19 protein-coding genes are annotated in these 24,164 nt (G+C 50.8%); 13 read left to right on the forward strand and 6 right to left on the reverse strand.

All coding sequences use genetic code 11. The features are described from left to right. Window positions 1-124: 124 nt before the first annotated feature. The 12 genes from WBL83_RS05980 (at window position 125) to WBL83_RS06035 (ending at window position 15,772) form a co-directional block, all read left to right on the forward strand. Window positions 125-2,317 (forward strand): EAL domain-containing protein, encoded by a 2,193-nt coding sequence (locus WBL83_RS05980; RefSeq protein ID WP_424588286.1) that lies wholly within the window; start codon window positions 125-127, stop codon window positions 2,315-2,317. Between the two features lie 146 nt (window positions 2,318-2,463). Then, entirely contained in the window at window positions 2,464-4,563 is a 2,100-nt protein-coding gene (locus WBL83_RS05985) for a Cache 3/Cache 2 fusion domain-containing protein (RefSeq protein ID WP_424588287.1), read from the forward strand. Beyond that, complete coding sequence (locus tag WBL83_RS05990; RefSeq protein WP_424588288.1) at window positions 4,550-5,617, forward strand: chemotaxis protein CheB; 1,068 nt, start codon at window positions 4,550-4,552, stop codon at window positions 5,615-5,617. The genes WBL83_RS05985 and WBL83_RS05990 overlap by 14 nt, the downstream gene beginning before the upstream one ends. After that, on the forward strand, window positions 5,614-7,038 hold the full coding sequence (locus WBL83_RS05995; RefSeq protein WP_424588289.1) for a CheR family methyltransferase: 1,425 nt from the start codon (window positions 5,614-5,616) through the stop codon (window positions 7,036-7,038). Before WBL83_RS05990 ends, WBL83_RS05995 begins: the two co-directional genes overlap by 4 nt. A gap of 8 nt (window positions 7,039-7,046) precedes the next feature. Beyond that, window positions 7,047-9,188 carry a hybrid sensor histidine kinase/response regulator gene (locus WBL83_RS06000; protein ID WP_424588290.1) on the forward strand — a complete coding sequence of 714 codons (2,142 nt, stop codon included), beginning with the start codon at window positions 7,047-7,049 and terminating at the stop codon, window positions 9,186-9,188. Window positions 9,189-9,211: 23 nt separating this feature from the next. After that, window positions 9,212-9,574 (forward strand): response regulator, encoded by a 363-nt coding sequence (locus tag WBL83_RS06005; RefSeq protein ID WP_424588291.1) that lies wholly within the window; start codon window positions 9,212-9,214, stop codon window positions 9,572-9,574. Window positions 9,575-9,585: 11 nt separating this feature from the next. Continuing rightward, on the forward strand, window positions 9,586-11,274 hold the full coding sequence (locus WBL83_RS06010; protein ID WP_424588292.1) for a diguanylate cyclase: 1,689 nt from the start codon (window positions 9,586-9,588) through the stop codon (window positions 11,272-11,274). Continuing rightward, on the forward strand, window positions 11,271-11,795 hold the full coding sequence (locus tag WBL83_RS06015; RefSeq protein ID WP_424588293.1) for a chemotaxis protein CheW: 525 nt from the start codon (window positions 11,271-11,273) through the stop codon (window positions 11,793-11,795). Before WBL83_RS06010 ends, WBL83_RS06015 begins: the two co-directional genes overlap by 4 nt. Beyond that, window positions 11,779-12,135, forward strand: a complete 357-nt coding sequence (locus tag WBL83_RS06020) for a hypothetical protein (RefSeq protein ID WP_424588294.1) — start codon at window positions 11,779-11,781, stop codon at window positions 12,133-12,135. The genes WBL83_RS06015 and WBL83_RS06020 overlap by 17 nt, the downstream gene beginning before the upstream one ends. A gap of 135 nt (window positions 12,136-12,270) precedes the next feature. After that, a complete protein-coding gene (locus WBL83_RS06025) occupies window positions 12,271-13,305 on the forward strand; it encodes a diguanylate cyclase domain-containing protein (protein ID WP_424588295.1) in 1,035 nt (344 codons plus the stop codon). A 54-nt stretch (window positions 13,306-13,359) separates the two neighbouring features. Continuing rightward, window positions 13,360-14,541 (forward strand): acetyl-CoA C-acetyltransferase, encoded by a 1,182-nt coding sequence (locus WBL83_RS06030; RefSeq protein ID WP_424588296.1) that lies wholly within the window; start codon window positions 13,360-13,362, stop codon window positions 14,539-14,541. Between the two features lie 547 nt (window positions 14,542-15,088). Beyond that, entirely contained in the window at window positions 15,089-15,772 is a 684-nt protein-coding gene (locus tag WBL83_RS06035) for a porin (RefSeq protein ID WP_424588297.1), read from the forward strand. A gap of 255 nt (window positions 15,773-16,027) precedes the next feature. Here the strand turns inward: WBL83_RS06035 and WBL83_RS06040 are convergent, their stop codons facing one another. Continuing rightward, the gene (locus tag WBL83_RS06040) at window positions 16,028-17,203 is read right to left on the reverse strand and encodes an oligogalacturonate lyase family protein (RefSeq protein ID WP_424588298.1); all 1,176 of its coding nucleotides are present in this window, start codon (window positions 17,201-17,203) and stop codon (window positions 16,028-16,030) included. 394 nt (window positions 17,204-17,597) lie between these two features. On the opposite strand from WBL83_RS06040, the gene kduD reads away from it, so the two are divergent. Then, on the forward strand, window positions 17,598-18,359 hold the full coding sequence (kduD, locus tag WBL83_RS06045) for a 2-dehydro-3-deoxy-D-gluconate 5-dehydrogenase KduD (RefSeq protein WP_424588299.1): 762 nt from the start codon (window positions 17,598-17,600) through the stop codon (window positions 18,357-18,359). Between the two features lie 139 nt (window positions 18,360-18,498). Here kduD and WBL83_RS06050 read toward each other — a convergent pair whose 3' ends face one another. The 5 genes from WBL83_RS06050 to WBL83_RS06070 all read right to left on the reverse strand — a co-directional run bounded on the left by WBL83_RS06050 (window position 18,499) and on the right by WBL83_RS06070 (window position 23,958). Next, window positions 18,499-19,629: an oligogalacturonate lyase family protein gene (locus WBL83_RS06050; RefSeq protein WP_424588300.1), complete on the reverse strand. Its 1,131-nt coding sequence runs from the start codon at window positions 19,627-19,629 to the stop codon at window positions 18,499-18,501. A gap of 86 nt (window positions 19,630-19,715) precedes the next feature. Then, window positions 19,716-21,005: an ABC transporter substrate-binding protein gene (locus WBL83_RS06055; protein ID WP_424588301.1), complete on the reverse strand. Its 1,290-nt coding sequence runs from the start codon at window positions 21,003-21,005 to the stop codon at window positions 19,716-19,718. 14 nt (window positions 21,006-21,019) lie between these two features. Further along, complete coding sequence (locus tag WBL83_RS06060) at window positions 21,020-22,147, reverse strand: ABC transporter ATP-binding protein (RefSeq protein ID WP_424588302.1); 1,128 nt, start codon at window positions 22,145-22,147, stop codon at window positions 21,020-21,022. A gap of 13 nt (window positions 22,148-22,160) precedes the next feature. Next, window positions 22,161-23,075 (reverse strand): carbohydrate ABC transporter permease, encoded by a 915-nt coding sequence (locus tag WBL83_RS06065; RefSeq protein ID WP_424588303.1) that lies wholly within the window; start codon window positions 23,073-23,075, stop codon window positions 22,161-22,163. Further along, the gene (locus tag WBL83_RS06070; RefSeq protein WP_183270500.1) at window positions 23,068-23,958 is read right to left on the reverse strand and encodes a carbohydrate ABC transporter permease; all 891 of its coding nucleotides are present in this window, start codon (window positions 23,956-23,958) and stop codon (window positions 23,068-23,070) included. Before WBL83_RS06070 ends, WBL83_RS06065 begins: the two co-directional genes overlap by 8 nt. Window positions 23,959-24,164: the final 206 nt, after the last annotated feature.

Raw genomic sequence — 24,164 nt, forward strand, 5'->3', positions numbered from 1 at the left:
GATGTTAATTAATTGCGGTAGTTGTTTTGTTTAATTATGTCATCTACACGTTTTTGTCCATTAAGCAATACACTCTCCAAAACACATAAATAGCACACAACAGCATACAACACGGGTTAAATTCTTGAACTCTATAGCGAGCGATAGCACAGCGCATTCAAATAAACGGTGGGGTTTACCGTTAATTTTACCCTGCCTGCTTTACGCACTGGCGCAGCTGCTCAGCAGCCATCTTATCGTCGATGGGCGGGTTCTGGTGGTCTATGACCTGGAATTAGCCGCCATCTCCGCGGTGTTGGTGCTGTTCGGCTACCGGGCCATCCCCGGCCTGGTTCTCCTCACGGTTCTCTCCCTGTTATTACGTCCTCTTGCTGAAACCTGGGAGTTGCTTGGTTATCTGGCAGCAGGGTTAATTAGCGTCTTCTTCTATACCCAAAGCACCGGCTGGCGTAGCCCATCAAGTTTTGGGCGCATCAGTCTGACCACCCAGCGCATCATCTGGTTGTGCTTGTGTAATGCGTTGCTAAATACCGTTTTTAGCGAAGTGATTTGCTTTTTCACCATGGCACATCCCTGTTCTGGAATGGTGTGGGATCATCTGTTTAACGCGCAAACGCTGGTCAGAATCCAGGGCGTAATGAATGGTTGCGTCACCGGCATTCCTTTGTTTTATACCGTGTTAAGAATTATCAGCCGTCCGAAGTATGCCGCCGTGTGCTGCAAATCTGTGGTTGCGCAGTTCTCAGAAAATGTCGGTTACACCCGTTTTGCTGCCTGGCTCACCACGCTGCTTATCTTGATGGTGTGTCTCAATATTCCCTTCCAGGGTAACGTCTTTTTTACCTTTTACAGCCTGATCCTGATTTTCCCGCTGATGCTGTGGAGTTCGGTTCGTTTCGGCTACATCATCACCACGCCAGTCTGGACGGTGATGCTTATCGTGTTGGGCAAAAATAACGAAAACTACATTGCCCTGAACGATGACTTCATGCTGCATCAGGTGCTGGTTTCGACGGCTATTTTTGTCTTTACCCTGACCATCGTCATTATGGGCGTGTTGTCCCGATTCAATAAGTTACGGTTTGATGAACTGCTGGAAATTGGCTTAACCGACCCGATGACCAACATGCCGAATCTTCGTGCCTTAAAGGCGGATATCAAGGCGGCACCACACTCCACGGTTTGCCTGATTCAGGTCCCCGAAATGGAGCTTTTCTCACGCCGTTACGGTTTGCACTTCCGCGCCAGATACCAAAAGAAGCTCGCCGATCATCTGCATAAGCAACTGAACGACGACGAAAAAATTTACTACCACGCCGGTTTTGGTCTGCTGCTCAAACTCAATGAACCGAGTTGGGGAAGACTCAGCCTGCTGTATAAATCAGCCAACACTTTCCGTTATTCGCATAACAATCAGCAACTGGGTTTCCGTAGCGGCCTCGGTTATTGCCGGGCAACGCAGTTCTGTAATGACGTTTACAGCCTGACCGGGAAGCTGGGGATTGTTTCCGGGCTATCGCTGGTGAATGGCAAACCGGAAAACCTCGAAGCGCAGTCCAGCCGCATTCTGGAAAGTTACATTGTTGGGCGTACTGACATTCGCACCGTGCTGCAGAAAACCCTGGATAACGATGCCTTCGTGTTAATGGCACAGCCGATTGTCAGCACGCGTGGGGAAGAGCGTTATCACGAGATCCTGCTGCGCATGTTGGATGAAGAAGGGCGCTTTATTCCGCCGGACCGCTTTTTACCCGTGGCGACCGAAGCGGGCCTGGCACCGGACATCGATCTGTGGGTGATCCGCAACACGCTCAAAACCATGCAACAGCATCCGGATCGTTGCTTCTCGATTAACCTCGCGCCGGTGACGGTGTGTCGTGCCAGTTTTGTGCACAACGTTCAGCTTTTACTGACCCAGTTTAGTGTCGATCCGCATCGCATCATCTTTGAGATAACCGAAGCCGACGCGCTATCCGATACCGAACAATCGCAGAACACCGTGCGATCGTTGAAAAGTCTCGGTTGTCGGGTGGCGATTGATGACTTTGGCACTGGCTTTTCCAGCCATGCCCGCTTACGGGATGTCAGTGCGGATATTTTGAAAATAGACGGTTCTTTTATTCGTGAAATTACTGAGAGCGAGCTCAGTCATTACATCGTTGAGTCGTTTTGCCATGTGGCAAAAATGAAAAATATGCAGGTGGTGGCTGAGTATGTTGAAAATGAAAATATTCAGCTTTGCCTTGAACGAATGAATGTGGACTGGCTTCAGGGGTATCACATCGGTAAGCCCGTTCCTCTGCTCTCACTCGTGTGAACCGTTGTTGTCGGGGGCGCTGCGCTTGCCCGACCTACGGAACTGCTCTCTCTCGTGTGAACTGTTTTTGTAGGGTGGATAAGCGAAGCGTCATCCACCAATGAACAACGACGAAACTTATTTACACCACAAAAAAATGGAAACCCATGAGTAACTTTTTTAAATTCAAGCGTCATGGAGACGCTGAATATTCAAATGACAAGGAAAGTGGTCTGACTGCATGGCTGCATACCTTACACGTGGGTGTCGCCATGAAACTGGGCCTGATGCTGGTCGCCTGTATCGGCGTACTGCTGATTGGCGCATCCTTTCTGCTTTCGTCCTATTTAGCGACGCAACTGGAAAGCAATGCCCTGGAAGTGCTGCGTTCTAACACGCGCATATTCCATAACAATATTCTCACTGAATATAAACGAGTGACGCGAGACGCTGAGCGTTACAGCAACGTTTATATTAATAACTATCAGAATATGTCTCCGGCACCGCTGCACTCTTTAGATGCTGAGTCATTAAAAGCGTTATTAAATGATAAAAGCATTAACGCTCACTTCACCGAATTAACCAGTGTCTTTGCTTCTACCTTTGTACGCGAAGGCGATCAGTTTGTACGCGTCTCCACTTCCTTGCAGGGTAAAGAAGGAAGAATTGCTATCGCCACGGTACTGAGCCATGACAACCCCGCGCTGGAAGCATTAGTCCACAACAAACCGTTTTCCGGCGTGGTGGCGCTATACGGTAAACAATTCATCAGCCACTACGAACCGATTGCCGATAAATACGGCCAGGTTGTCGGGGCGGTGGCGATCGGTTTTGACGTTAAACTGGCACTGCAACCGGTGATTAAAGAGCTGTTAAACGTGCATATCGGAGACGGCGGTTACGCCTTCGTGCTGGATGGCGGATTTAACCCGGGCTTAATGGTGGCTCACCCAACACTTGCCAACCAGAAAGTGGAGAATGTCACCGACGCCCACGGCTACAAACGCTATGCCGATATGCTGGCGCGCAAAAACGGCACCATTTACTACGAAACCGTCAGCGGCTATGGCGCAGCACCGCGTAAGCGTGTCTCGGTGTTTGAGTACATTGATGGGATTAACTGGATAATCTCCACCACCAGTTACGTTGATGATGTGGCCAAAAGCAGCAACCTGGTGCGCAACAGTCTGCTGCTGTTTAGTGTGCTGCTGATGCCGGTGATTTTGCTGCTGATTGCCGGAACCAGCCGCATCCTGATTTCCCGTCGTTTAAACAATGTGCTGAAGATTTCAAAATCCATTTCGCAGGGCGATCTCAGCTCGGAAGTGCGTGTCGATCACCATGATGAAATCGGTGATCTGCTGAGTGCCAATGAACAGATGCGAGCTTCATTGCACGCATTAGTCAGCGAAGTGGTTTCCCATGCTCATCATGTCCATGAAGCGGCACTCAACATTACCGAAGCGGTTGATGGCCAGGCCTCTACCAGCGTCGAAACCTCGTCGTCGGTGGCAGAAATCACCTCAACCATGGAAGAGTTGTCAGCCTCTTCAACGCAGATTGCCGAGCATTCTCGCGCGGTGGTTGATATTGCCAATGTCACCCTCGAGGACTGCAATAAAGGTTCTGACTCGATGGGCGAATTGCTGACACGCATGGCCGATATCGACAGCGACAATCAGCAAAGCATGCGTGAAATCATGATGTTGGGCAACAAGTCCAAAGAGATTAGCCGCGTGATGGTCATCATCAACAACGTGGCAGACCAAACCAAACTCATCGCCTTTAACGCCGCTCTGGAAGCGTCAAGCGCGGGTGAGTCGGGTAAACGTTTCTCGGTTGTGGCCGCAGAAATCCGCCGCCTGGCCGATTCCGTTACCGAGTCGACCTATGAAATTGAGAACAAAATCAGCGAGATCCAAAACTCAATTAACCGTCTGGTTCTCAATGCCGAAAAAGGCAGCAACAGCATTAAAGCGGGCACCAAAGCCTGTAAAGTCAGCGCCGATCGTTTACATGAAATAGTCGCGACGGCAGAACAAACCTCGACGGCGGCGATGCAGATTTCACTGTCCACGCAGCAGCAGAAAACTGCAAGTAATCAGGTTGTTATGGCGCTGCGCGAAATCGTAGTCGCCAGCAATTACACCTCTCAATCCATCAAAGACATTCTCTCAATTAGCCAGGATATGACTCAGCTGTCCAAAGAGTTGAACCAGGCTACCGGGTCGTTCAAATTGACGGATAGCCTTGATGAACACGCCTAAAATCCGTGTGCTGATCGTTGATCATGGCAGCGAGTCGCGAGACTCGCTGATCCGACAGCTTGAGATTAATAAAAACATTGCCGTGGTGGGGCAGGCGGTTCATCGCGAACAGGCGGCAAGTCTGGTGCAACAGATGGCGCCCAATCTGCTGGTGCTAACGTTAGGTGCGCCCGACCGCGAAAACGTGGAAACCGTCGAAACCATTATGGCGACCTGCGCAATCCCCATCATGGTGATGCGTTACTACGCCGATGCCCGGTGGGATGCGGAATACATCACGCGTGGCGCACTGGCGGTGGTCGATAACCAGGGTGAATCGCTGCAAGCGACCAAAGCCCTGCATCGCCAGGTCGAAATGCTGGTGGGGGTGAAGGTGATTCGCCATATCCAGGGGCTGCGCCACCATACCGAGTCCCCCGCCAAATGTGTTCCTCCCGCGGTCATGAACGAAGCTCCACATCATCAATGGCCGTTTGTACTGGCGATTGCCTGCTCAACGGGCGGGCCGCAGGCACTAAGTAAATTATTGCAGGCGCTACCTGCAATTTTCCCCTGTCCGATTCTTATCGCCCAGCACATTGCCGACGGTTTTGCGAAGAGCATGGTGCAGTGGCTGGACAGCATCACCGAACTGGAAGTGCATCTCGCCCAGGAGAACGATTTGTTGACCGCCGGGCGCGTCTATATCTTGCCGCCGGAGCATCATCTGGTGGTGAAAAAGCACCATCGGTTAGCGGCAATCCCGCGCCAGATTAGCGATGTCTATCACCCGAGCTGTAACTTGCTGCTGGAGTCGGTGGCTGAGGTGTACGGCGACAAATCGGTGGGGCTGATTATGACCGGCATGGGCAGCGACGGATGCCGTGGCATCGACGCCATCTTTCAGAACGGCGGCACAACGCTTGCGCAGGATGAAGCCACCTCTGTGGTATTCGGCATGAACAAATTCGCTATCGATAAAAACGTCATCCACAAAATTCTTCCGCTGGAAAAGCTGGCCGGAGCCTTAATGGCGATGGCTCATCAAGGGAAATTCGAGGGCAAATTGCCATGATCCCCAATATTGCGGCCTTCAAAACACTGATCAAAGACAGAGTTGGTCTGCATTTTTTCAACGGCATGGAAGGGTTGCTCAATACGGCTTTGTTGCAGCGTATGAGCGAGCGCGGGAAAGAGAGCAGCGAGAAATATTATGAAGAGATCTGCGTCTCGACTGTCGAGTTTGACAAGCTGCTGAGCCTGTTGACCATCAACGAAACCTACTTTTTCCGTGAACCGGAAGTGCTGGATTTCGTCTGTGAAACCCTGGTGCCGAAGCTGCTGGAGCAACGTAGCGGGCCGGTACGTATCTTAAGCGCGGGCTGTTCCTCCGGTGAAGAAGCCTATTCCCTGGCGATTAAACTCCATCAGAAATACCACGATCAATTTGCTGCTCGCGTGGAGATCCACGGCTGCGATATCGACACCAAAATTCTCGCCAAAGCACGCGCCGCAAACTATTCCAGCTACTCGTTTCGCGGCGTTGATCCGTTATTGCAGCAAACCTATTTCACGCGTACCGGTAACCAGTTCCAGCTGCATGAAGTGATCCGCACGAAAGTGACGTTCCACCGCTCGAATATTGTCAAAGAGCAGATCCAACCGAAGTTCGACATTATTTTGCTGCGCAACGTCTCGATCTACTTTGATGACGAAACCCGCCGTCTGCTGCATTTCAATTTGCTTAATATCCTCGAGCCAGACGGTGCGCTGTTCTTCGGCAATGCGGAAACGCTGGCCAATAACTTTGGCATCCTGAAACTCAAGCAGGAGCACGGCCTGTTTTACTTCTGCCAGCCGAAATCATCACGCGCTCCGGCTGCTTCCGCCAGTGTGCCATCTGCCAAAGTCACTCGCGCCATTCCCGCTGCGGCACCTTGTGTCGTGGCGCCGACGCTCTCCACGCAACAGTGCGATAGCCTGATTAAAAAGGCCCTCGACTGCGTGGCGGAAAAACGCTTTGCCCAGGCCGAAGAGTGGATAACCAAAGTGCTGGATTGCGATGTTCACCATCAGGAAGCGTTGGTTATCAAGGGGGCAATTGCGCTGGAAAAATGCGAGTTCGGGCAAACGGCGCAAAGCGCGCAACACATACTGGAACGGGATGAATGGTCTGCGGAAGCGAAAATGCTTCTTGGGCTGGCGATGATGTGGCAGCAACACACGGAACAGGCGATTGCCTGGTTTAAACAGGTAGTTTATCAACAGCCGGGCTACTGGCCTGCTCATTATTATCTGGCGGAAATGTATCGCCAGAGTGAGCTTTATCGCCCGGCTCTGCGGACCTACCGCATCGCACTGCAATTACTCAACGCGGAAATGAACAGCCCTGGCAATGCCTGCGCACTGCGGTTGCCGCTCTCATTTCCGAGTAATTCGTTTCGTTTTCTTTGTGAACATCAGTTGGCGCAGTTCACCCGTCAGGATGGGCAGTAGAGAAACGTATGGCTATTGATCTTAAAAAATTTGTGCTGCGCTTTATTGATGAAGCCAGTGGCCATTTGCACACCGTGAAAGAGGGCGCGTTCTTGCTCTCGTCTGGCGAAAGTACTGACGCACAAATCGGCGAGATGTTCCGTGCAGCACACACTGTGAAAGGGGGGGCGCGGATGCTGAAACTACAAAGCATCGCCGACGTCACCCATCAGCTTGAAGAGATCTTAAGCGAGCTTCGCGATAAAAAACTCGCCCCCGACCAGAACCTGGGCACCTTGATTCTGCAAGCCTGCGATTACCTTTCTGACCAACTGACCCAGCTTTCGGCCACCGACGGCAACAATCAGTTGCCGCCTGCCGATGTGGCTTTGTGCGAACGCCTGGCGCGCGCCAGCCGTGGCGAAATGGGGCATCCAGCGCAGGAAATCACCTCACCGCCGATGGAAAAGCAGGTCACAGCGCTCAACCTAGACGCGGTGGATAACGGGCTTAAACAGGCGAGTTCGGTACGGGTCAAACTCGAAAAACTCGACGACCTGATTAACATTTTGGGTGAAGTGGTCGCCACGCATGACCGGCTTGAACAGCAGGTGCAAAGTTTGTCGAACCTCGGGCCACGCCTGGCACACATGGATGCCGGGCAGCTTCGCCAGCAGATCATGCAATTTAGCCGCAAATTAAAAGAAGATTTCCAGGTTCAGCATTTGCAGATGTTTGAGCTGTATGACGTAGCGACCACCATCCGGATGCTGCCGGTATCGATGCTGTTTGAACCGGTGTCCACTCAGGTGCGTGAGCTTGCCACATCGCTCAATAAGCAGGTGGATTGCCGTATTTTAGGCGGCGAAATCGAGATCGACCGGCAATTAATCGATCGTCTGTCTGAACCGCTGACTCACCTGCTGCGTAACGCCATCGATCATGGCATTGGCGAAGTCACGGAGCGGCTGGAGCTCGGCAAATCAGCGCGCGGCACCATCACGTTGACCACCCAACAAGACGGGCGCGGAATTTTGCTACGCGTGGAAGATGATGGCCGTGGTCTGGATTATCCGGGGATCCGCGCCAAAGCGGTGGCTCGGGGACTGGTGGACGAGGCGGTTGCCGATCGGCTTTCCGAGATGGAATGTAACGAGCTGATTTTCCATCCAGGCTTTTCCACCAGCAAGATTGTGACCGAATTATCCGGTCGCGGGGTCGGGCTGGATATCGTGCGCAAGACCATAGTCTCGGATTTGCAGGGTACGTTGCAGGTCCATAGCCGTGCAGGGGTGGGCACCACCTTTATTATCCGTTTGCCGATTTCGCTGGCGATGATGCGCATTTTGCAGTTCGAACAGCAGAACCATCTGTTTGGTCTCGCGGCGCAGTATGTGGTTGAAGTGGTGAAATATTCCCGTGATGAAATCCGCGACATCGCGGGTCGTCCGGCCATTATTCTGCATAACGAATTTATCCCGGTGATTTCCGCCGCCGAGTTGCTGCGCATCCATGACCGGCCTGGCAGCCAGACTCAACCGGCGCTGGCAAACAGCTTGTTGCTTATCATTATTCAGAACCAGTTTGGCAAGATGGCGATGCTGGTGGATAACCTGCTCGACGAGCGCAACATGATGATTAAGCCGCTGCCAAAACATATGCAGCAGCAATCGTTAGTCTCCGGCATGGTGCTTTCCCCTGATAACCAACTGGTGAGTATTTTACAGGTTCCGGTGTTGATGGAGATGGCGCAGAAGCGCGGGCAGTCACGCGCCACGGCCACCAAACCCGAAGTCAGGCCGAACGCGTGGCATGTATTGATCGTCGACGACTCAATGAACACCCGTGAAATCGAGAAGAACGTGCTCGAAGCCCATGGCTACCAGGTGACGCTGGCAGAAGATGGTTTCTCGGGCTTGCAAAAAGCGCGTCTGACGCAGTTTGACGCGGTACTGACGGATGTCGAAATGCCGGTGATGGATGGTTTCTCGCTCACCAAAGCGCTGCGAGCCGAAGAAAATTACCAACATATTCCCATTATTATCGTGACCTCACGAGCCAAAGAAGAAGACCGGCGTCGCGGGATCCAGGTCGGTGCGGATGCTTATATCGCCAAGGGTGATTTTGAGCAGGATAGCCTCATAGAAACATTAAAAATGCTTTTGTGCTAACGGCTTAATAAGTGAGAAAAAAGATGCGTGTTTTATTAGTGGATGATGATTTATTCGCGGCAGAACTGGCTTCAGTATTTCTGGAAATGAGTGGCTATGAAGTGATGATTGCCGAAAGTGCGATGACTGCTTTAGCCAATATTGATTCCGACAGCGATATCGCGTTGGTGATCAGTGATTTCCATATGCCGGACATTACCGGGCTGGATCTATTAGAGATGTTGCGTGCCAATGGATGGTCTAAACCGTTTATTTTACTCAGCGCCAGCGAGATGACAGACATTACTGTTATTCCCGATTGCTGGGTGAAGAAAGACGAAAATATGGCAGAGCGCCTGGTGGCTGTGGTGAATGAAATACTGATGCCCGCCGAAGCGGCTGAATAGATTACTCAATCATGATGAAACAAGAATTGACGCAAACCACAATGACTACCGCTCAGGATAAAATTGCGCGCTTACGCCAGCGCTTCCTGGAACGCATTCCTAAAATGCTGACTCAGGCGCAAGAGTTGCTGGGCAAATTAATCGCGCAACCCGATGAAGCGGACAGCAAGCAACTGCATCTGCTGTTGCACAGCATTCACGGCACCAGCGCCTCGTTTGGCTTTACCAAAATCGCCAGCCAGGCGGCGGAAGGCGAGCATTTGTTGGTGAAACTGCCACTGGATAAGCCGTTGTTCCAGAAGCTTGATCAGGTACTTAAGCAGTTGTCTGCGTTGACGGACGAGCAGGCGGAAAGCGCACGTCGGGGCGGCGATGCGCTGGTGAAATTCCCGATTGCCGCGTCCAGCCAGGAAGAAGTGGCGATTAACCGTACCATCAAGCCTGTTTACCTGTGTGATGATGAAAGCGAACAGGCGGAACTGCTGGCGACTCAGCTGCGCTGTTTTGGCTTTATCTGTTATGTCTTCACCAATACGGCAGATTTTACCAGGGCGGTTATCTCGCAGCCTCCGTCCGTGGTGATTATGGATGTCAGCTTCCCGGAACACGCTTACGGCGGCCCGCTGGCGATGTCTGACCTGAAAAAGAAAGTCGGTACCCCTTTCCCGGTGCTCTATCTTTCCTGTCACAGCCATTTCCACGCCCGTATTAACGCCATTAAAGCCGGGTGCGATGGTTACTACGTTAAACCTGCGGCTACCACGGATTTGGTGCAGGAACTGCATCGTTTAACCCAGCCTTCGCTGAAAAAACCGTATCAGGTTTTGTTGATTGACGATGAGCCGGAAGTGGCGCAGTACAACGCAGAAATGTTGCGCATGGCGGGCATGGAAGTCCACGTTCTGACGCGCGTGCCGCATCTGCTGAATGTGCTCAATACCCATCCGATCGACATTGTGCTGATGGATTTCCATATGCCGGAATACAGCGGCGAAGAGCTGACAAAACTTATCCGTCAGATCCCGCAGCACATCGGTTTACCTATCGCTTATCTTTCCAGCGAAACCAATAAAACCACCCAGTTTGGCGCGATGAGCACCGGCGCGGAAGATTTCATCATCAAGCAGGCTGACCCGCAGGAGTTGATTAATGCGGTCTCAATTCGGGCGGAAAGAATGCGTACCCTGCGTGCGCGCATGTCGCAGGACAGCCTGACCGGCCTGTATAACCACTCGACCACCACCCATTATCTGGAAAGCGCGATTACCGAGTCCAATTACAGCGGCGTGCCTTTCAGCCTGGTGATGGTCGATTTGGATCACTTCAAAAGTATCAATGATACTTACGGCCATGTGGCGGGCGATCAGGTGATCCTCGGGATCTCCCAGCTGTTTTCCCATCGCCTGCGTAGCACCGATATTGTCGGTCGTTACGGCGGGGAAGAGTTTGCGATAATCATGCCTGCGACAACCCAGGAGCAGGCGGCGGCGGTGGTTGAACGGCTGCGTCAGGGGTTTGAAAAAATCCACTTCTCGGTTAACCAGACCCGCTTTAGCAACACTTTCAGCGCCGGAATTGCGTCCTGGCTGCCGGGCGATGAAATCGAAACCATCCGTGAACGTGCTGACCAGGCGTTGTATAGCGCCAAACAGCATGGCCGCAATCGCTATTGCCTGGCGGGCGAAAAGGAGGTCGCATGAATCAACAATTAGAGCAAATACTCAGCCACTATCAGGACGAAAACCGCGAAATCGCCAATGTTGACGAGCCGCAATGCAGCCTGGTGTTATTCAAAGTGGCAGACAAAAGCTTTGCTTTTTATGGCTCGCACATCAAAGAGATTCTTGCGGATCGTCCGGTTTCCTGGGTGCCCGGCTGCCCGCCGTCGCTTGAAGGGGTGATCAATCATCGTGGGCGCGTGGAGTCCGTCATTAGCATTAACTCTCTTATTGAAGCCCCTGCCTCGGAAGGCGTGGGTAAGCGCTCGATCCTGATGGGGCGTGGACAGAAAATGCAAAGCGGGATTCTGGTCGATAGATTAGTCGACGTACTGGATGTCGCCGAAAGCCAGATTCACCCTGCGACGGAACATTTATCGGCCGCGATGCAGAAAGTGGTGGTGGGGATTGTTCCGGTTGGGCATGAGTATTACGCCCTGCTGGATTTGAATTTAATTTTTGAGCGTTATCTGGAAACCTGCGGTTATGACTCACTCGCCTAACCTTGCGAGCGTGCGCATCACACTGGGGGCGCTGCGCTTTTATATTCCCGCAGCCCAGGTGCAGCGTTGTGCGCTGGTGGAGTATGAAACCCCTGACATCCCGCGATTTAGCCAATGGCTTGGCCTGCCTGATGAACCTGAGCAGGGACTGCATCTTCATTTATGGGTGCCTGCCAGCAAGGTGAGCGAGGGATGGTACTTCTGGGGGGAGCTTGAGAATGTGACGCTGCAGGCGAGTGAAATTTTCCCCCTGCCAGAACTGATGCAGCAATGCAGCAGGCTCCCGGCGTTACGTGCACTGGTCAAAGATAATAGTTTTAGCCCACTGTTAAGCTGGTAGGGCATTGCATTCAAACGGCGCGGTGCCGTCTCTCAATTGTCATATCCGGTAGGGGAAGTTGTATTTAAAATATGTTAAAAACGAGCCTGAAAAAGCTTTCGTCTACGCATAATTTTAAAAAGGTCATTGTGCTTTATGTCCGACAATCTTATCGAGCGCATTTCCACGGCGTTAGAATCTGAATACACGCTCGAAGGACTTGTCCGACAGCTGCTTGAAATGCTCGAACTGGTCACCAATATGGAGTCAACCTACCTGACCCGCATTGAACCAGATGGCAGCTTCCAACATATTCTTTTTTCTCGTAATACCCGACAAATGCAGATCCCCGAAGGACTTTCGGTTCCCTGGGGCGATACGCTTTGTAAGCGTGCGCTGGATGAGGGAAAGCGCTACACCAGTAATGTGGCGAATGTTTGGGGGGATTCCGGGGCGGCGAAAGCGCTGGGGATCACGACCTATGTCAGTACGCCGGTAACCCTTGCGGATGGCTCTCTTTATGGCACGCTGTGCGCGGCCAGCTCAGAGCACCGGGAATTCCACGAGCGCAGTGAACAAGTCCTGCATCTCTTCGCGCAGTTGATTGCTCAACAAATTCAAAATGAACGGCTTTTGCAGCAGTTACAGCAGGTCAATGTCGCGCTGACTACCGCCAGTTATACTGATGAGCTGACGAAATTACCCAATCGCCGGGCGGTGTTTGAGGAGCTGCCGAAACTCTTTTCCAAAGCCCGGGATGACGCGCGTTATGTGTTGTTAGCCTTTGCCGATCTCGACGATTTCAAAGAGATCAATGATGTTTACGGTCATGAAGCCGGCGACGATTTCCTCGTCGCAGTTGGTCAGCGTCTTAAAGACGGCCTGCACCTTAACGAGGTGTCAGGTCGGGTGGGTGGCGATGAGTTTGTGGTCGCAGGCGTGGGGCCGGGTGTGCTTGATGAAGCGCAACATGCGGTGGACGCCTTCAAAATTCGTCTCGCAAACTTGCTGACTGGCGAGTATCAGCTACATTCCAGTGTGATTAATTATGCCGGTCCGAGTATCGGGGTGGTCGCGGTTAATCCCGCGCTGACCGACCATGACCTGGCGTTGCGCGAAGCCGATGCCGCGATGTACCTCGAAAAGGAGCGGCGGCGAGATCGACTAACCTCACTAGCCCCCCTTAAATAATTCACGTTGCATCGCACCAGCAGCGCGAAGCATGACGGGGTTGCGGAGATAACAATGAAAGATGTCGTCATCGTGGGGGCTGCAAGAACGCCTATAGGCTGCTTCCAGGGGGCTCTCGCCCCACGCAGTGCCTCGGAGCTGGGAAGTGCGGTAGTGAAAGCGCTGCTCGAACGCAGTGGCGTGAGCGAGCAAGAAGTTGATGAAGTGATCCTCGGCCAGGTGTTGACCGCCGGAGCCGGGCAAAATCCCGCGCGCCAGACCGCGCTCAATAGCGGCTTGCCGTGGTCTGTTTCGGCTATCACCATTAATGACGTGTGTGGCTCCGGCCTGAAAGCGTTGCACCTTGCGACTCAGGCCATTCAATGCGGTGAAGCTGATGTCGTGATTGCCGGTGGCCAGGAGAATATGAGCCGGGCACCGCACGTGCTGGCTGACAGCCGCAATGGCGCAGGTCTGGGAAATAGTCAGCTTATCGACAGCCTGGTTCATGACGGGCTGTGGGATGCATTCAATGATTACCATATGGGCGTCACCGCAGAAAACCTCGCCCGTGAATACGGTATCAGCCGGGAAAGCCAGGATGCCTATGCACTGGCGTCCCAGCATAAAGCGCGGGCGGCCATTGATGCCGGACGTTTTAAAGATGAAATCGTGCCGGTGACGGTCGAGCTGAATGCCGGTCATTCCGTGATTGTTGATACGGATGAACAACCGCAAACCGATGCCAGCGCGGAAGCCCTGGCGCAGTTGCGTCCCACCTTTGATAGTCTCGGCAGCGTCACTGCCGGAAATGCCTCTTCTATTAATGATGGCGCAGCCGCCGTGTTAATGATGAGTGCCAGTAAAGCCGAAGAGTTGAATTTGCCGGTTCTGGCGCGTATTCGGGCTTTTGCCAGCGTCGGTGTTGATCCCGCTTACATGGGGATTGCGCCCGTGACCGCAACCCAGCGTTGTCTCGAACGAGCAGGCTGGTCGCTTGAAGAGCTGGATCTTATCGAAGCGAATGAAGCCTTTGCCGCGCAAGCGCTTTCCGTAGGCAAAATGCTGGAATGGGATGAGCGAAAGGTCAATGTCAACGGCGGTGCGCTGGCGCTGGGGCATCCTATCGGCGCATCAGGCTGTCGCATCCTGGTTTCACTGGTTCATGAAATGATCAAGCGTGATGCCAAAAAAGGGCTGGCGACATTGTGTATTGGGGGCGGGCAAGGTGTGGCGCTCGCTATTGAGCGCGATTGACCCTATCCATCATACTTCAAGCTGCCTCTTTGTTGGCTGCGTGACCTCACCCTGGTCACTTACTTATGTAAGCTCCCAGGGACTTGCTCAGTTGCCGCCGCGATGCAACTCGAATTATTTGGGCTATCTCCTTTAGATTTACTAATCAACTTCTAAAAACGTCTTCCTGGTGAAGGCGTTTTTTTTATGTCCGTCACACTTTCGCCTCGCTTTATTTAACTGCGTCACATAATTTCACTTATTCCTCATTTTTCATATCCGGTGGTATTCCCTTTTAATTTTATATAAGTGCAGGGAAAATTCTTATGTAAATAATTCAAAACATGATTGAAATATTGTTTCAAAGGAGTTTTTGATTATTTTAATGTGATGTTTGTCGCTAAAAGTAAGGTGTTGTGGTTTGTTTTGTTGACTCCCATCACGAAGATTACCATGTGTGTCATTTGACATAAATTTTTACGATCTCGATCACTAAAATATTGTTCATTTAAAAATAAAATTCAGTTTCATAATAATGAAACGATATTTCAATGAAGGGAATGCGATTATGTTGAAGAAAGCTCTGGGCGTGGCTGTTCTCTGTGGTGTTAGTGTTGTAGCGCAAGCAGTCACTGTTGATTTACGTCATGAATATATTGATAGCGGTATTAACGCCGATCGTGTAGCCGTGTCGCATCGTTTTGACAATGGTCTGGGTTTTAGCGTCGAGGCCAAGTGGAAATCTGGCGGTACCAATAAAGATGAGCCATTCTCAGACCTGGTGGGTAGTGGTCATGAAGACCAAATTAGCTGGCGCTGGAAAGCGACGCCTAATATTTCTCTGACTCCGGCACTGACCGTTGAAAGTAATGACAGCCGTACTATCTGGAAACCAAACCTTCATGCGCAATACAGCTTTGATAATGGTTTCTATGTTGCTGCTCGTTATCGTTTCGAATACACGCGTAACCCAAATGACTCTAATAAAGAAGATGATAAAGTAAACCGTGGCGATGCCTGGGTTGGCTATGCATTGGGTGACTGGCGTACTGAGTTGAACTATGTTTATGCGAAGAGCGACCACCAGATTCGTTCTAATAACAAAAAAGACTCTGAAGAATATAACGTGAAACTGGCTTATAAGTGGGATAAAAACTGGGCTCCGTATGCCGAACTGGGCAACGTCAGCGGCAGCAAATCCACTGATGAACGTCAGACTCGTTATCGTGTCGGTGTAGCGTATTCTTTCTAATTGATTTAATTTCTGTATCTATCTAAACCCTCAAGAAGGCCTCCGCATTATTGCGGGGGCTTTTTTATATTTTATAGATAATATGACGGATATAAAAACATCTTATTATTTACGCAAATTTTGTCGGATGACGCTGGCGCTTATCCGACCGATGATTGAGGCTAATAAGTCGGGTGGATAAGCCACCATTTGCGCCAAAAAAAAGCCCTCTCTTTATGAAAGGGCAAGGCCTGTACCGGACACACTATATTTCTATCAGGCAGAAATTAATTCAGGGTTAGCAGGCATTTTCGCAATATATAGCGCTGGCTTACCGTCTTTATCAGAACTGAACAGAATTGCGCTGTCATCCGGAGTAAATGAAGGATGCGGATGCGTAACCTGACGGCTATTAGCAAATGTTGCCCAGGAAGTATCGTGGCGCGCGACGCGGAAATAAGCTTTCTTCTCTACATCGAAGGCGTACAAATAAGGGTCGTTATCGATGGTATAACCACTGGTATCTTTCACATCTACTGGCGTACCGGAACCATCACCAACCAGCAGCGTGCCATCAAAGTTACTCATCAGATGTGAACATGCAGGCATTTGCATGACTTCTGCGTTGACGCCGGTATCCGGGTTGTAACTATAAATGGTGCGACCTTGCTGGCCTTTCAGATAAGAAACGTACATTAATGAGGAACCGTTTGGCACCCAGAATTCATGCGTGCAGCTTTCACCTTCCGCATGTTCTTTAACTTTACGCACGTTGCTGCCATCTTCGTTGACCATCCACATACGCGCATCAACCAGGTCATGTGGACCTTCATGGCAGAATGCGACGGTATTGTCATCGAATGGGCGATAAATAGGATGGCCGAGCCAGTTTTTCTCCTGGTGGATCACCGCACTTTCGCCGGTTTGCAGATCAACACGCAGCAGGCGGCAGTTTGGACCTTTATGGAAGAAGTCGTGGAAGATTTTCCAGTCGTTCAATGGAACCCAGTCGTCTTTGGAGATTTCGATACCCACCAGTTTGGTGCAATCGCTGTTTGCCACCCAGGTGCCGTAACCGACCCAGTCAGCCGGAACGCGGTAAACTTCGCGCTCAACCAACGTCTCAAGATTCACTTCCAGCAGCGTGCGTTCGTTCTTCACATAATAGAGAGATTTGTCATCCGGGGAGAGGAAGCCGCCAAAGGTGTTGTCGCCCGTGCCTTCGGTTAATTGCACCGCTTCGCAGGCTGCGATATCCAACAGATAGTAGTTCCAGTTGCCGTCAAATTCCCCAGCAAACAGTAACTTATTGCCATCATTGGTGAAGCATTTTTGATAGAAGTAATTTCGATGACACGTTACTTCTGGTGGCGTTAAGCGGGTGACTTCGACGCCTGTGTCTGGGTCCTGACTCACTTCGTAAACCAGCTTAACCCGCATACCTTTAGCCATAATGCTCTCCTTAAAATGACAAGTCATACCTGTCGAAAATGTATGTTCGAACAACCGGTATCAATTTATCAAAACAATGTTTCAAAGTGTGTGATTGCATTCACTAAACAGTAACTCAGCTCACATTTCTTCCATCAAACAAATGAGTCTGAACCGGCAAAATAGCGGTTAACCGTGATCCCAATATCAAATTTGATAAGTATTACCCAAAACTTGAAACAACGTTTCATTTATAATTGAAAAGCAGTTTCAACAAGATTACTATTACGCCATCAAAGATTACGGAACACTGTTTTTCACCGTAAGTACTTTATGAATTGCGCTGTTAGCGCGACTAAAATGTTCCCCAAAATGCTTGCGCTAACAGCAGGCCCGTATAAAAAAGGAAACCTACATGATACTGGATTCGTTCTCCCTGGAAGGTAAAGTTGCTGTTGTTACTGGTTGTGATACAGGTCTGGGCCAGGGTATGGCTATCGGTCTTGCTGAAGCTGGTTGTGACATCGTTGGTATCAACATCGTTGAGCCAGCAGAAACCATCGAGCGTGTTACCGCTCTGGGTCGCCGCTTCCTGAGCCTGACCGCTGACCTGCGTCAGATTGATGGCATTCCAGATCTGCTGGAGCGCGCAGTGGCTGAATTCGGCCAAATCGATATTCTGGTTAACAACGCCGGTCTGATTCGTCGTGAAGATGCAATCAACTTCAGCGAAAAAGACTGGGACGACGTGATGAACCTGAACATTAAGAGCGTGTTCTTCATGTCTCAGGCTGTTGCTCGCCAGTTCATTGCTCAAGGCAAAGGCGGCAAAATCATTAACATCGCTTCTATGCTTTCTTACCAGGGTGGCATCCGCGTACCTTCTTACACCGCGTCAAAAAGCGCAGTCATGGGCGTGACCCGTCTGCTGGCGAACGAGTGGGCACAACACGGTATCAACGTGAACGCCATCGCACCTGGCTACATGGCAACCAATAACACCCAGCAACTGCGTGCTGATGAAGAGCGTAGCGCTGCGATTCTTGAGCGTATCCCAGCGGGTCGTTGGGGCTTGCCAGAAGATCTGAAAGGTCCAATCGTGTTCCTGGCATCTCCTGCTTCTGATTACATCAACGGTTATACTGTTGCAGTTGACGGCGGCTGGTTAGCCCGTTAATTCGAGATTGATGTACGCGGTGGATGACGCTTGCGCTTATCCACCCTACGAAATGTTGTTCTTTCGTAGGTCGGGCAAACGTAGCGCCCCCGACAACATCAAACGAAAAACCTCCTGAAATCAGGAGGTTTTTTTATAGCTAGATCTTCGCCAGATACAACGCTGGCATCCCTTCTTCATCCGAGGTGTAAAGCACCCACTGATTATCCGGGCTAATGGACGGATGGGGATGCGTCACCTGCCGATCGCCGTCCAGCACTTTCCACGATGTGTTGTGCTGACAAACCGCTTTCTGCGTCCCCTTTTTCAGATCAAACACCCAAATGAAAGGATCGTTGAGATCGATATTTCCGGTTTTGTGCGGCGCACCATCACCCACCACCAGTGAACCGTCGTGGTTGCTCATCAAATGTGAACAAGGGGGAATAGCACGCAGCAGGCGATTTTCGAGAGTTTGCGGGCAGGCGCTCCACAAATAACGATTTGCATCGCCCTCTTTGTGCGCGACGTAATAGAGTGCTGAACCATCCGGCACCCAAAACTCATGGGTGAAACTCTCACCTGCTTCATGCTGGCGCACTTTACGCATGTTGCTGCCATCTTGATTAATCAACCACATACGAGCGTCGATGGCATCACGCGGCCCTTCGTGACAAAACGCGACGGTTTCATCGTCGAACGGACGGTAAATCGGATGACCTAACCAGCGTTTTTCCTGCAAAATCACCTGCTGCTCACCGGTATTCAGGTCAATGCGAATCAGGCGACACTCCGGGTTGGTGAAATAGAAATCGCGGAATTTTTGCCAGGTGTCCAGCGGCGACCAGTCGCTTTTTTTGATTTCAATACCCACAAGTTGGCTGCAATCAGAGTTCGCCACCCAGGTTCCGTAAGCCACCCATTCGTCATCGACTTCATAAACGACGTACTCTTCAAGCGACTCAAGATCGACGCGGCGCAACTCGCGGGTATTTTTCACATACCACAGCGATTGATCGTCAGCCGATAAAAAGCCGCCGAAGGTATTGTCGCCGCTGCCTTCAGTCAGCTGAGTGGCGATTTGTTTCTCTAAATTCAGAGAGTAGTAGTTCCAGTGCCCTTCAAATGCGCCGCCGAAAATCAGCCGCTGCCCATCATTACTAAAGCATTTTTGATAGAAGTAATTGCGATGGCAAATAATGTGAGGCGGGGTCAAACGCAAGACTTCAGTACCGGTTTCCTTGTCGCGTCGGGCGCGGAAGGAAAGTTGGACTTTCTTACCCTTAGCCATAACGAAGCTCCTTATGAGGTTAAAAAAATACCCTGCCGCGCCAGAAGGCGGGGCAGGGTACAGAACTGAAAACTTAGGCTGATTGATTAACGCATTGCGCGTTTCAGGATACGGTTACCCTGACGCTCAAACTCAGCAGCCGTTTCTTCAACGGTTTTCTGGCCATAATCGATGTACTGCAAAGAGGTGCCAAACAGGGACACAATTTGCGGATCATCAAAGTACGGAGACGTTGACAGTTTATTTGGCAGAGATTGCGCCAGTTTCAGGCCCGCAACCGCTGGATCGGTATCTTTGATAACACCATCAGCAGTCAACTGAGTGACAGCGGCTTTGCTCAACGGAACACCACGCTCCAGACCCAACGCTTCCACGCCCACTTTCTCGTTCAGCAAGAAATTAATCAGCATGGCGGCTTCTTTCGGATGCTTAGTCGTTTTACTGATTGAGAACATTTGCGCTGGTTTGAAGAACAGACCGGCATCTGTTGCACCTGGCAGCATCGGGTAAGAACCCAGTTCCAGTTTTGCTGGTGGCTTCAGGTTGTCGGAGTACTTGTTGATAGTGGAGTTCCACATGTAAGTACCGGCCCACTCGCCCTCAATCCACGGCTTCATCTCATACATGTTGCTCTTACCAAATGACGCATAGTATTTGGTGTCAGGCATCACGTGGCTGTCGATGAGTTTCTTGTACATACCGAAGAACTCAACCCACTGCTCTTTGCTGTAGCCGAACTGCTTTTTAGCGGTGTCGATTTCTGGAATATTGTATTTCTGCACCATGTAAGAGCGCAGCAAAGATAACGTATCCTGATGCTCTAACACCACTGGGAAGTACTGTTTGCCCAGTTTGGTTTCGAAGGTTTTACCCGCCGCCATCAGCTCATCCCATGTTTTCGGGTAAGCGATGCCTGCTTTTTTCCAGGTTTCGTCGTTGAAATAGAACACGCGCGCGGTGACGGAAATCGGGATCCCGTTCAGCTTGCCGTCAACGGTGGTTGATTGCAGTTCTTTAGGATCAAACTGCGCTAAATTCAGCTCGTCTTTTACGGTGTTCAGATCGTAGAAGCCCGTGCCGGTTTTAGAGAAAATTGGCAGCCAGTTCCAGTTTGTTTGCATCACGTCCGGCTCAGTACCGCCCGCAATCTGGGTGGTCAGACGGGACAGGTGACCGTCCCAACCGGTGTATTCAGATTTCACTTTAATATTTGGATGTTGTTTCTGGAACTCTTCAACTGCCTTCAGCGTCACCTGATGGCGTCCGTTGCCGCCCCACCAGGACATACGTAAATCAACATCATCCGCCGCAAATGCCGAGCCGGCAGCCATTCCTAAAGTAGAAGCAATCAGGGTACTTAACAGCACTTTTTTCATTATGATAGATCCTGTTAGAGAGAGATGTTCTGTTCAGTTTTAGCGTCGAAAATATGACATTTTTCCATGTCAAACTTGAAATACACCTTACGGTGAAGACCCTTTTCAATCATCGGCTTAGCTTCATCGGAAGGGATGCGGCAGGTCATTTCGAAATCAGCTACTTTCAGGTAGATGAAGAACTCATGGCCCATGTTCTCCACACGCACCATTTCACCGCTGGAGTGGCTTTCAGCGAACGGTTCATCAGAGATTGAAATAAATTCAGGACGGATGCCGAAGAAGATGTCCTGATCTTTGTATGCAGCACAAAGCTTCTGCTGGCGCTCGTTTAATGCCAGGGTGTCGTGACCGACACTAATCTGCAGACGGCCCTCTTTCTCAATCAGCTTGCTCGGACGAATATTCATTTCTGGCGCGCCGATGAAGCCTGCCACAAACATATTTTTCGGGTAGTGATAGAGGTTATCTGGTGTATCTACCTGCATGATATGACCCAATTTCATCACACAGATTCGGTCACCCATGGTCATCGCTTCGGTCTGATCGTGGGTTACATACACGGTCGTTGCCGGTTTGCCGCTCTTCTTGAGTTGCTTATGCAGGTCAGAGATACGAATACGCATCGAGGCACGCAGTTTGGCATCAAGGTTCGACAGTGGTTCGTCAAATAAGAACACATCAGGTTTTTTCACAATCGCACGGCCTACAGCCACACGTTGTGCCTGGCCACCCGATAGCTGGCGCGGCAGCCTGTCCATCAGCTCATCGAGCTCAAGGATTTTCGCGGCTTCATTCACCTGGGACTCGATCTGCTGTTTTGGCAGCTTGCTCAGTTTCAGGCCGAACGCCAGGTTCTCACGCACCGTCATGTGCGGATACAGCGCGTAGTTCTGGAACACCATCGCAATGCCGCGAGATTTAGGTGCCAGGTTGTTGACCACACGCTCACCAATGCGGACTTCACCGCCGCTGATGGTTTCGAGACCCGCCAGCATACGCAGGGTGGTTGATTTCGCGCAGCCAGATGGGCCGACGATAACCATAAACTCACCGTCTTCAATTTTCAGGTCGATACCATGAACCGCCTGGAAGCCGTTGGAGTAAACTTTTTGCAATTTGTTGAAAATAACTTCAGCCATGATATTCCCTCACTTAACCTTTAATTCCGCTGCTGGTCACGCCTTGTACGAAGTAGCGTTGAGCCAGGAAGAAGATGATGATCGATGGCAGAATGGAGATGCTCGCCATTGCCAGAATTTCGTTCCATGGTGCGCCTTCAGTCACGTCGATAGACATTTTGAGCGCCAGTGCAATTGGGTATTTGTCTACGCTGTACACATAAATCAGCGGCCCGATAAAGTCGTTCATTGACCACATGAACTGGAACAGGGCGACGGAGATAATGGCCGGTTTCAGAATCGGCACTACCACATACCAGAGCACCTGGAAGGAGTTGCAGCCATCAATTTGCGCGGCTTCTTCCATATCGCGTGGCACACCACGCAGGAACTGGATCAACATGAAGACAAAGAACCCCTGGGTTGCGAACGCCATTGGCAGCCACAGCGGCAGATAGCTATTCAACATGCCCATTTCACGGAACATCAGGTATTGCGGGATTAACAGCACGGTGCTTGGCAGCAGCATGGTGGTAATCAGAGTCGCGAACCAAAACTTCTTGAACGGGATTTCGAAACGGGCGAAGCCGTAAGCGACAATCGTTGAAGAGATAATGGTCAGCAGAACTTTTGGAATCACATACTGCATGGTGTTCCACATGTAGTGACCAAAGGTGTACTCAGTACCGGTTTTCCAGCCATTGACGAAACCGTCGCTGGTTGGGTTAGACGGCCACAGACCCAGCGTGGTGAAGATCTCGTGGTTCGGTTTAAATGCCGCAGAGAACATCCACACCAACGGGTAGAGCATTAACAGACCGACAAATATCAGCACCACATAGCGGATGGTACGGCTGATCTTTTCGCGACGTAATGTACGTGCGATTTCTTGCTCGGCCAGATCCGTCTGGCTTGGTGAACCGAGCTGGTTAGTTGGAATATCAGCCATTTTTGCCTCCCTTATCTGCGGAGTAGAACACCCAGTATTTCGATGACTTAAAGGCGATGGAGGCAAAGACCGCCACGACCAGGAACAGAACCCACGCCAGCGCTGCGCCATAACCCATATCGAAGTATTTGAACGCGGTGTCGTAGATGTAGAGCGAGAACAAGTAGGTGTAATGAGTCGGGCCGCCGCCGGTGATGATGTACGGTGCGGTAAACTCCTGGAACGCCTGCGTGGTCTGCATGATGAAGTTGAAGAAAATAACCGGTGTAATCAAAGGCACGGTCACTTTCATGAACATCTGCCATTTAGATGCACCGTCGATCATTGCCGCTTCATACTGTGATTGCGGAACGTTTTGCAGTGCAGCCAGGAAGATGACCATTGCAGAACCGAACTGCCAGACACGCAGCAGCGTAACGGACATCAACGCCAGAGAAGGCTCGCCCAACCAGTTCACTGGATCTAAACCAAACACACCGATAAAGCTGTTTAGCAGACCATCGATGGCAAACAGTGCACGCCATAACACTGCGATGGCGACTGAGCTGCCCAGAATAGATGGGATGTAATACGCAGTACGGAAGAAGCCGATACCGCGCAGTTTAAAGTTCAGAACAAATGCGATACCCAGTGCGAAAGCGAGTTTTAACGGGATAGTTAAAAACACGTACGCAAAAGTCACGCCCATGGATTTCCAGAAGAGTGAATCTTCGGTCAACATGTAGCGATAGTTTTCAATACCGGTGAACACCGGCGGGTTCATCAGATCGTACTCAGTAAAACTGAGGAAGAAAGATGAAACAAATGGGAAGGCAGTAAAGATAAGCAACCCTATTATGTAGGGCGATATCCATGCCAATCCCAGCATTTTGTTTTCATTCATACATACCTACCTGGCGATCAATGGTTTAAAAAATGTTTTTACAGAATTGTTCTTGAAACTCATTGCCACACCCGTGAATCAAATCGGATGGGTCGGAAAGCGGTGGGCGTATACATCATGTTCAGTCCCTGATAATTGATTGATAATTAAACGTTAAACACTGCTGCCTGTTTCGGGTCTCTGCAGGGGAGTACAGATTTCATAAA

Origin of the sequence: Buttiauxella sp. (genome assembly GCF_049686335.1) — a bacterium.
Classification (GTDB): Bacteria; Pseudomonadota; Gammaproteobacteria; order Enterobacterales; family Enterobacteriaceae; genus Buttiauxella.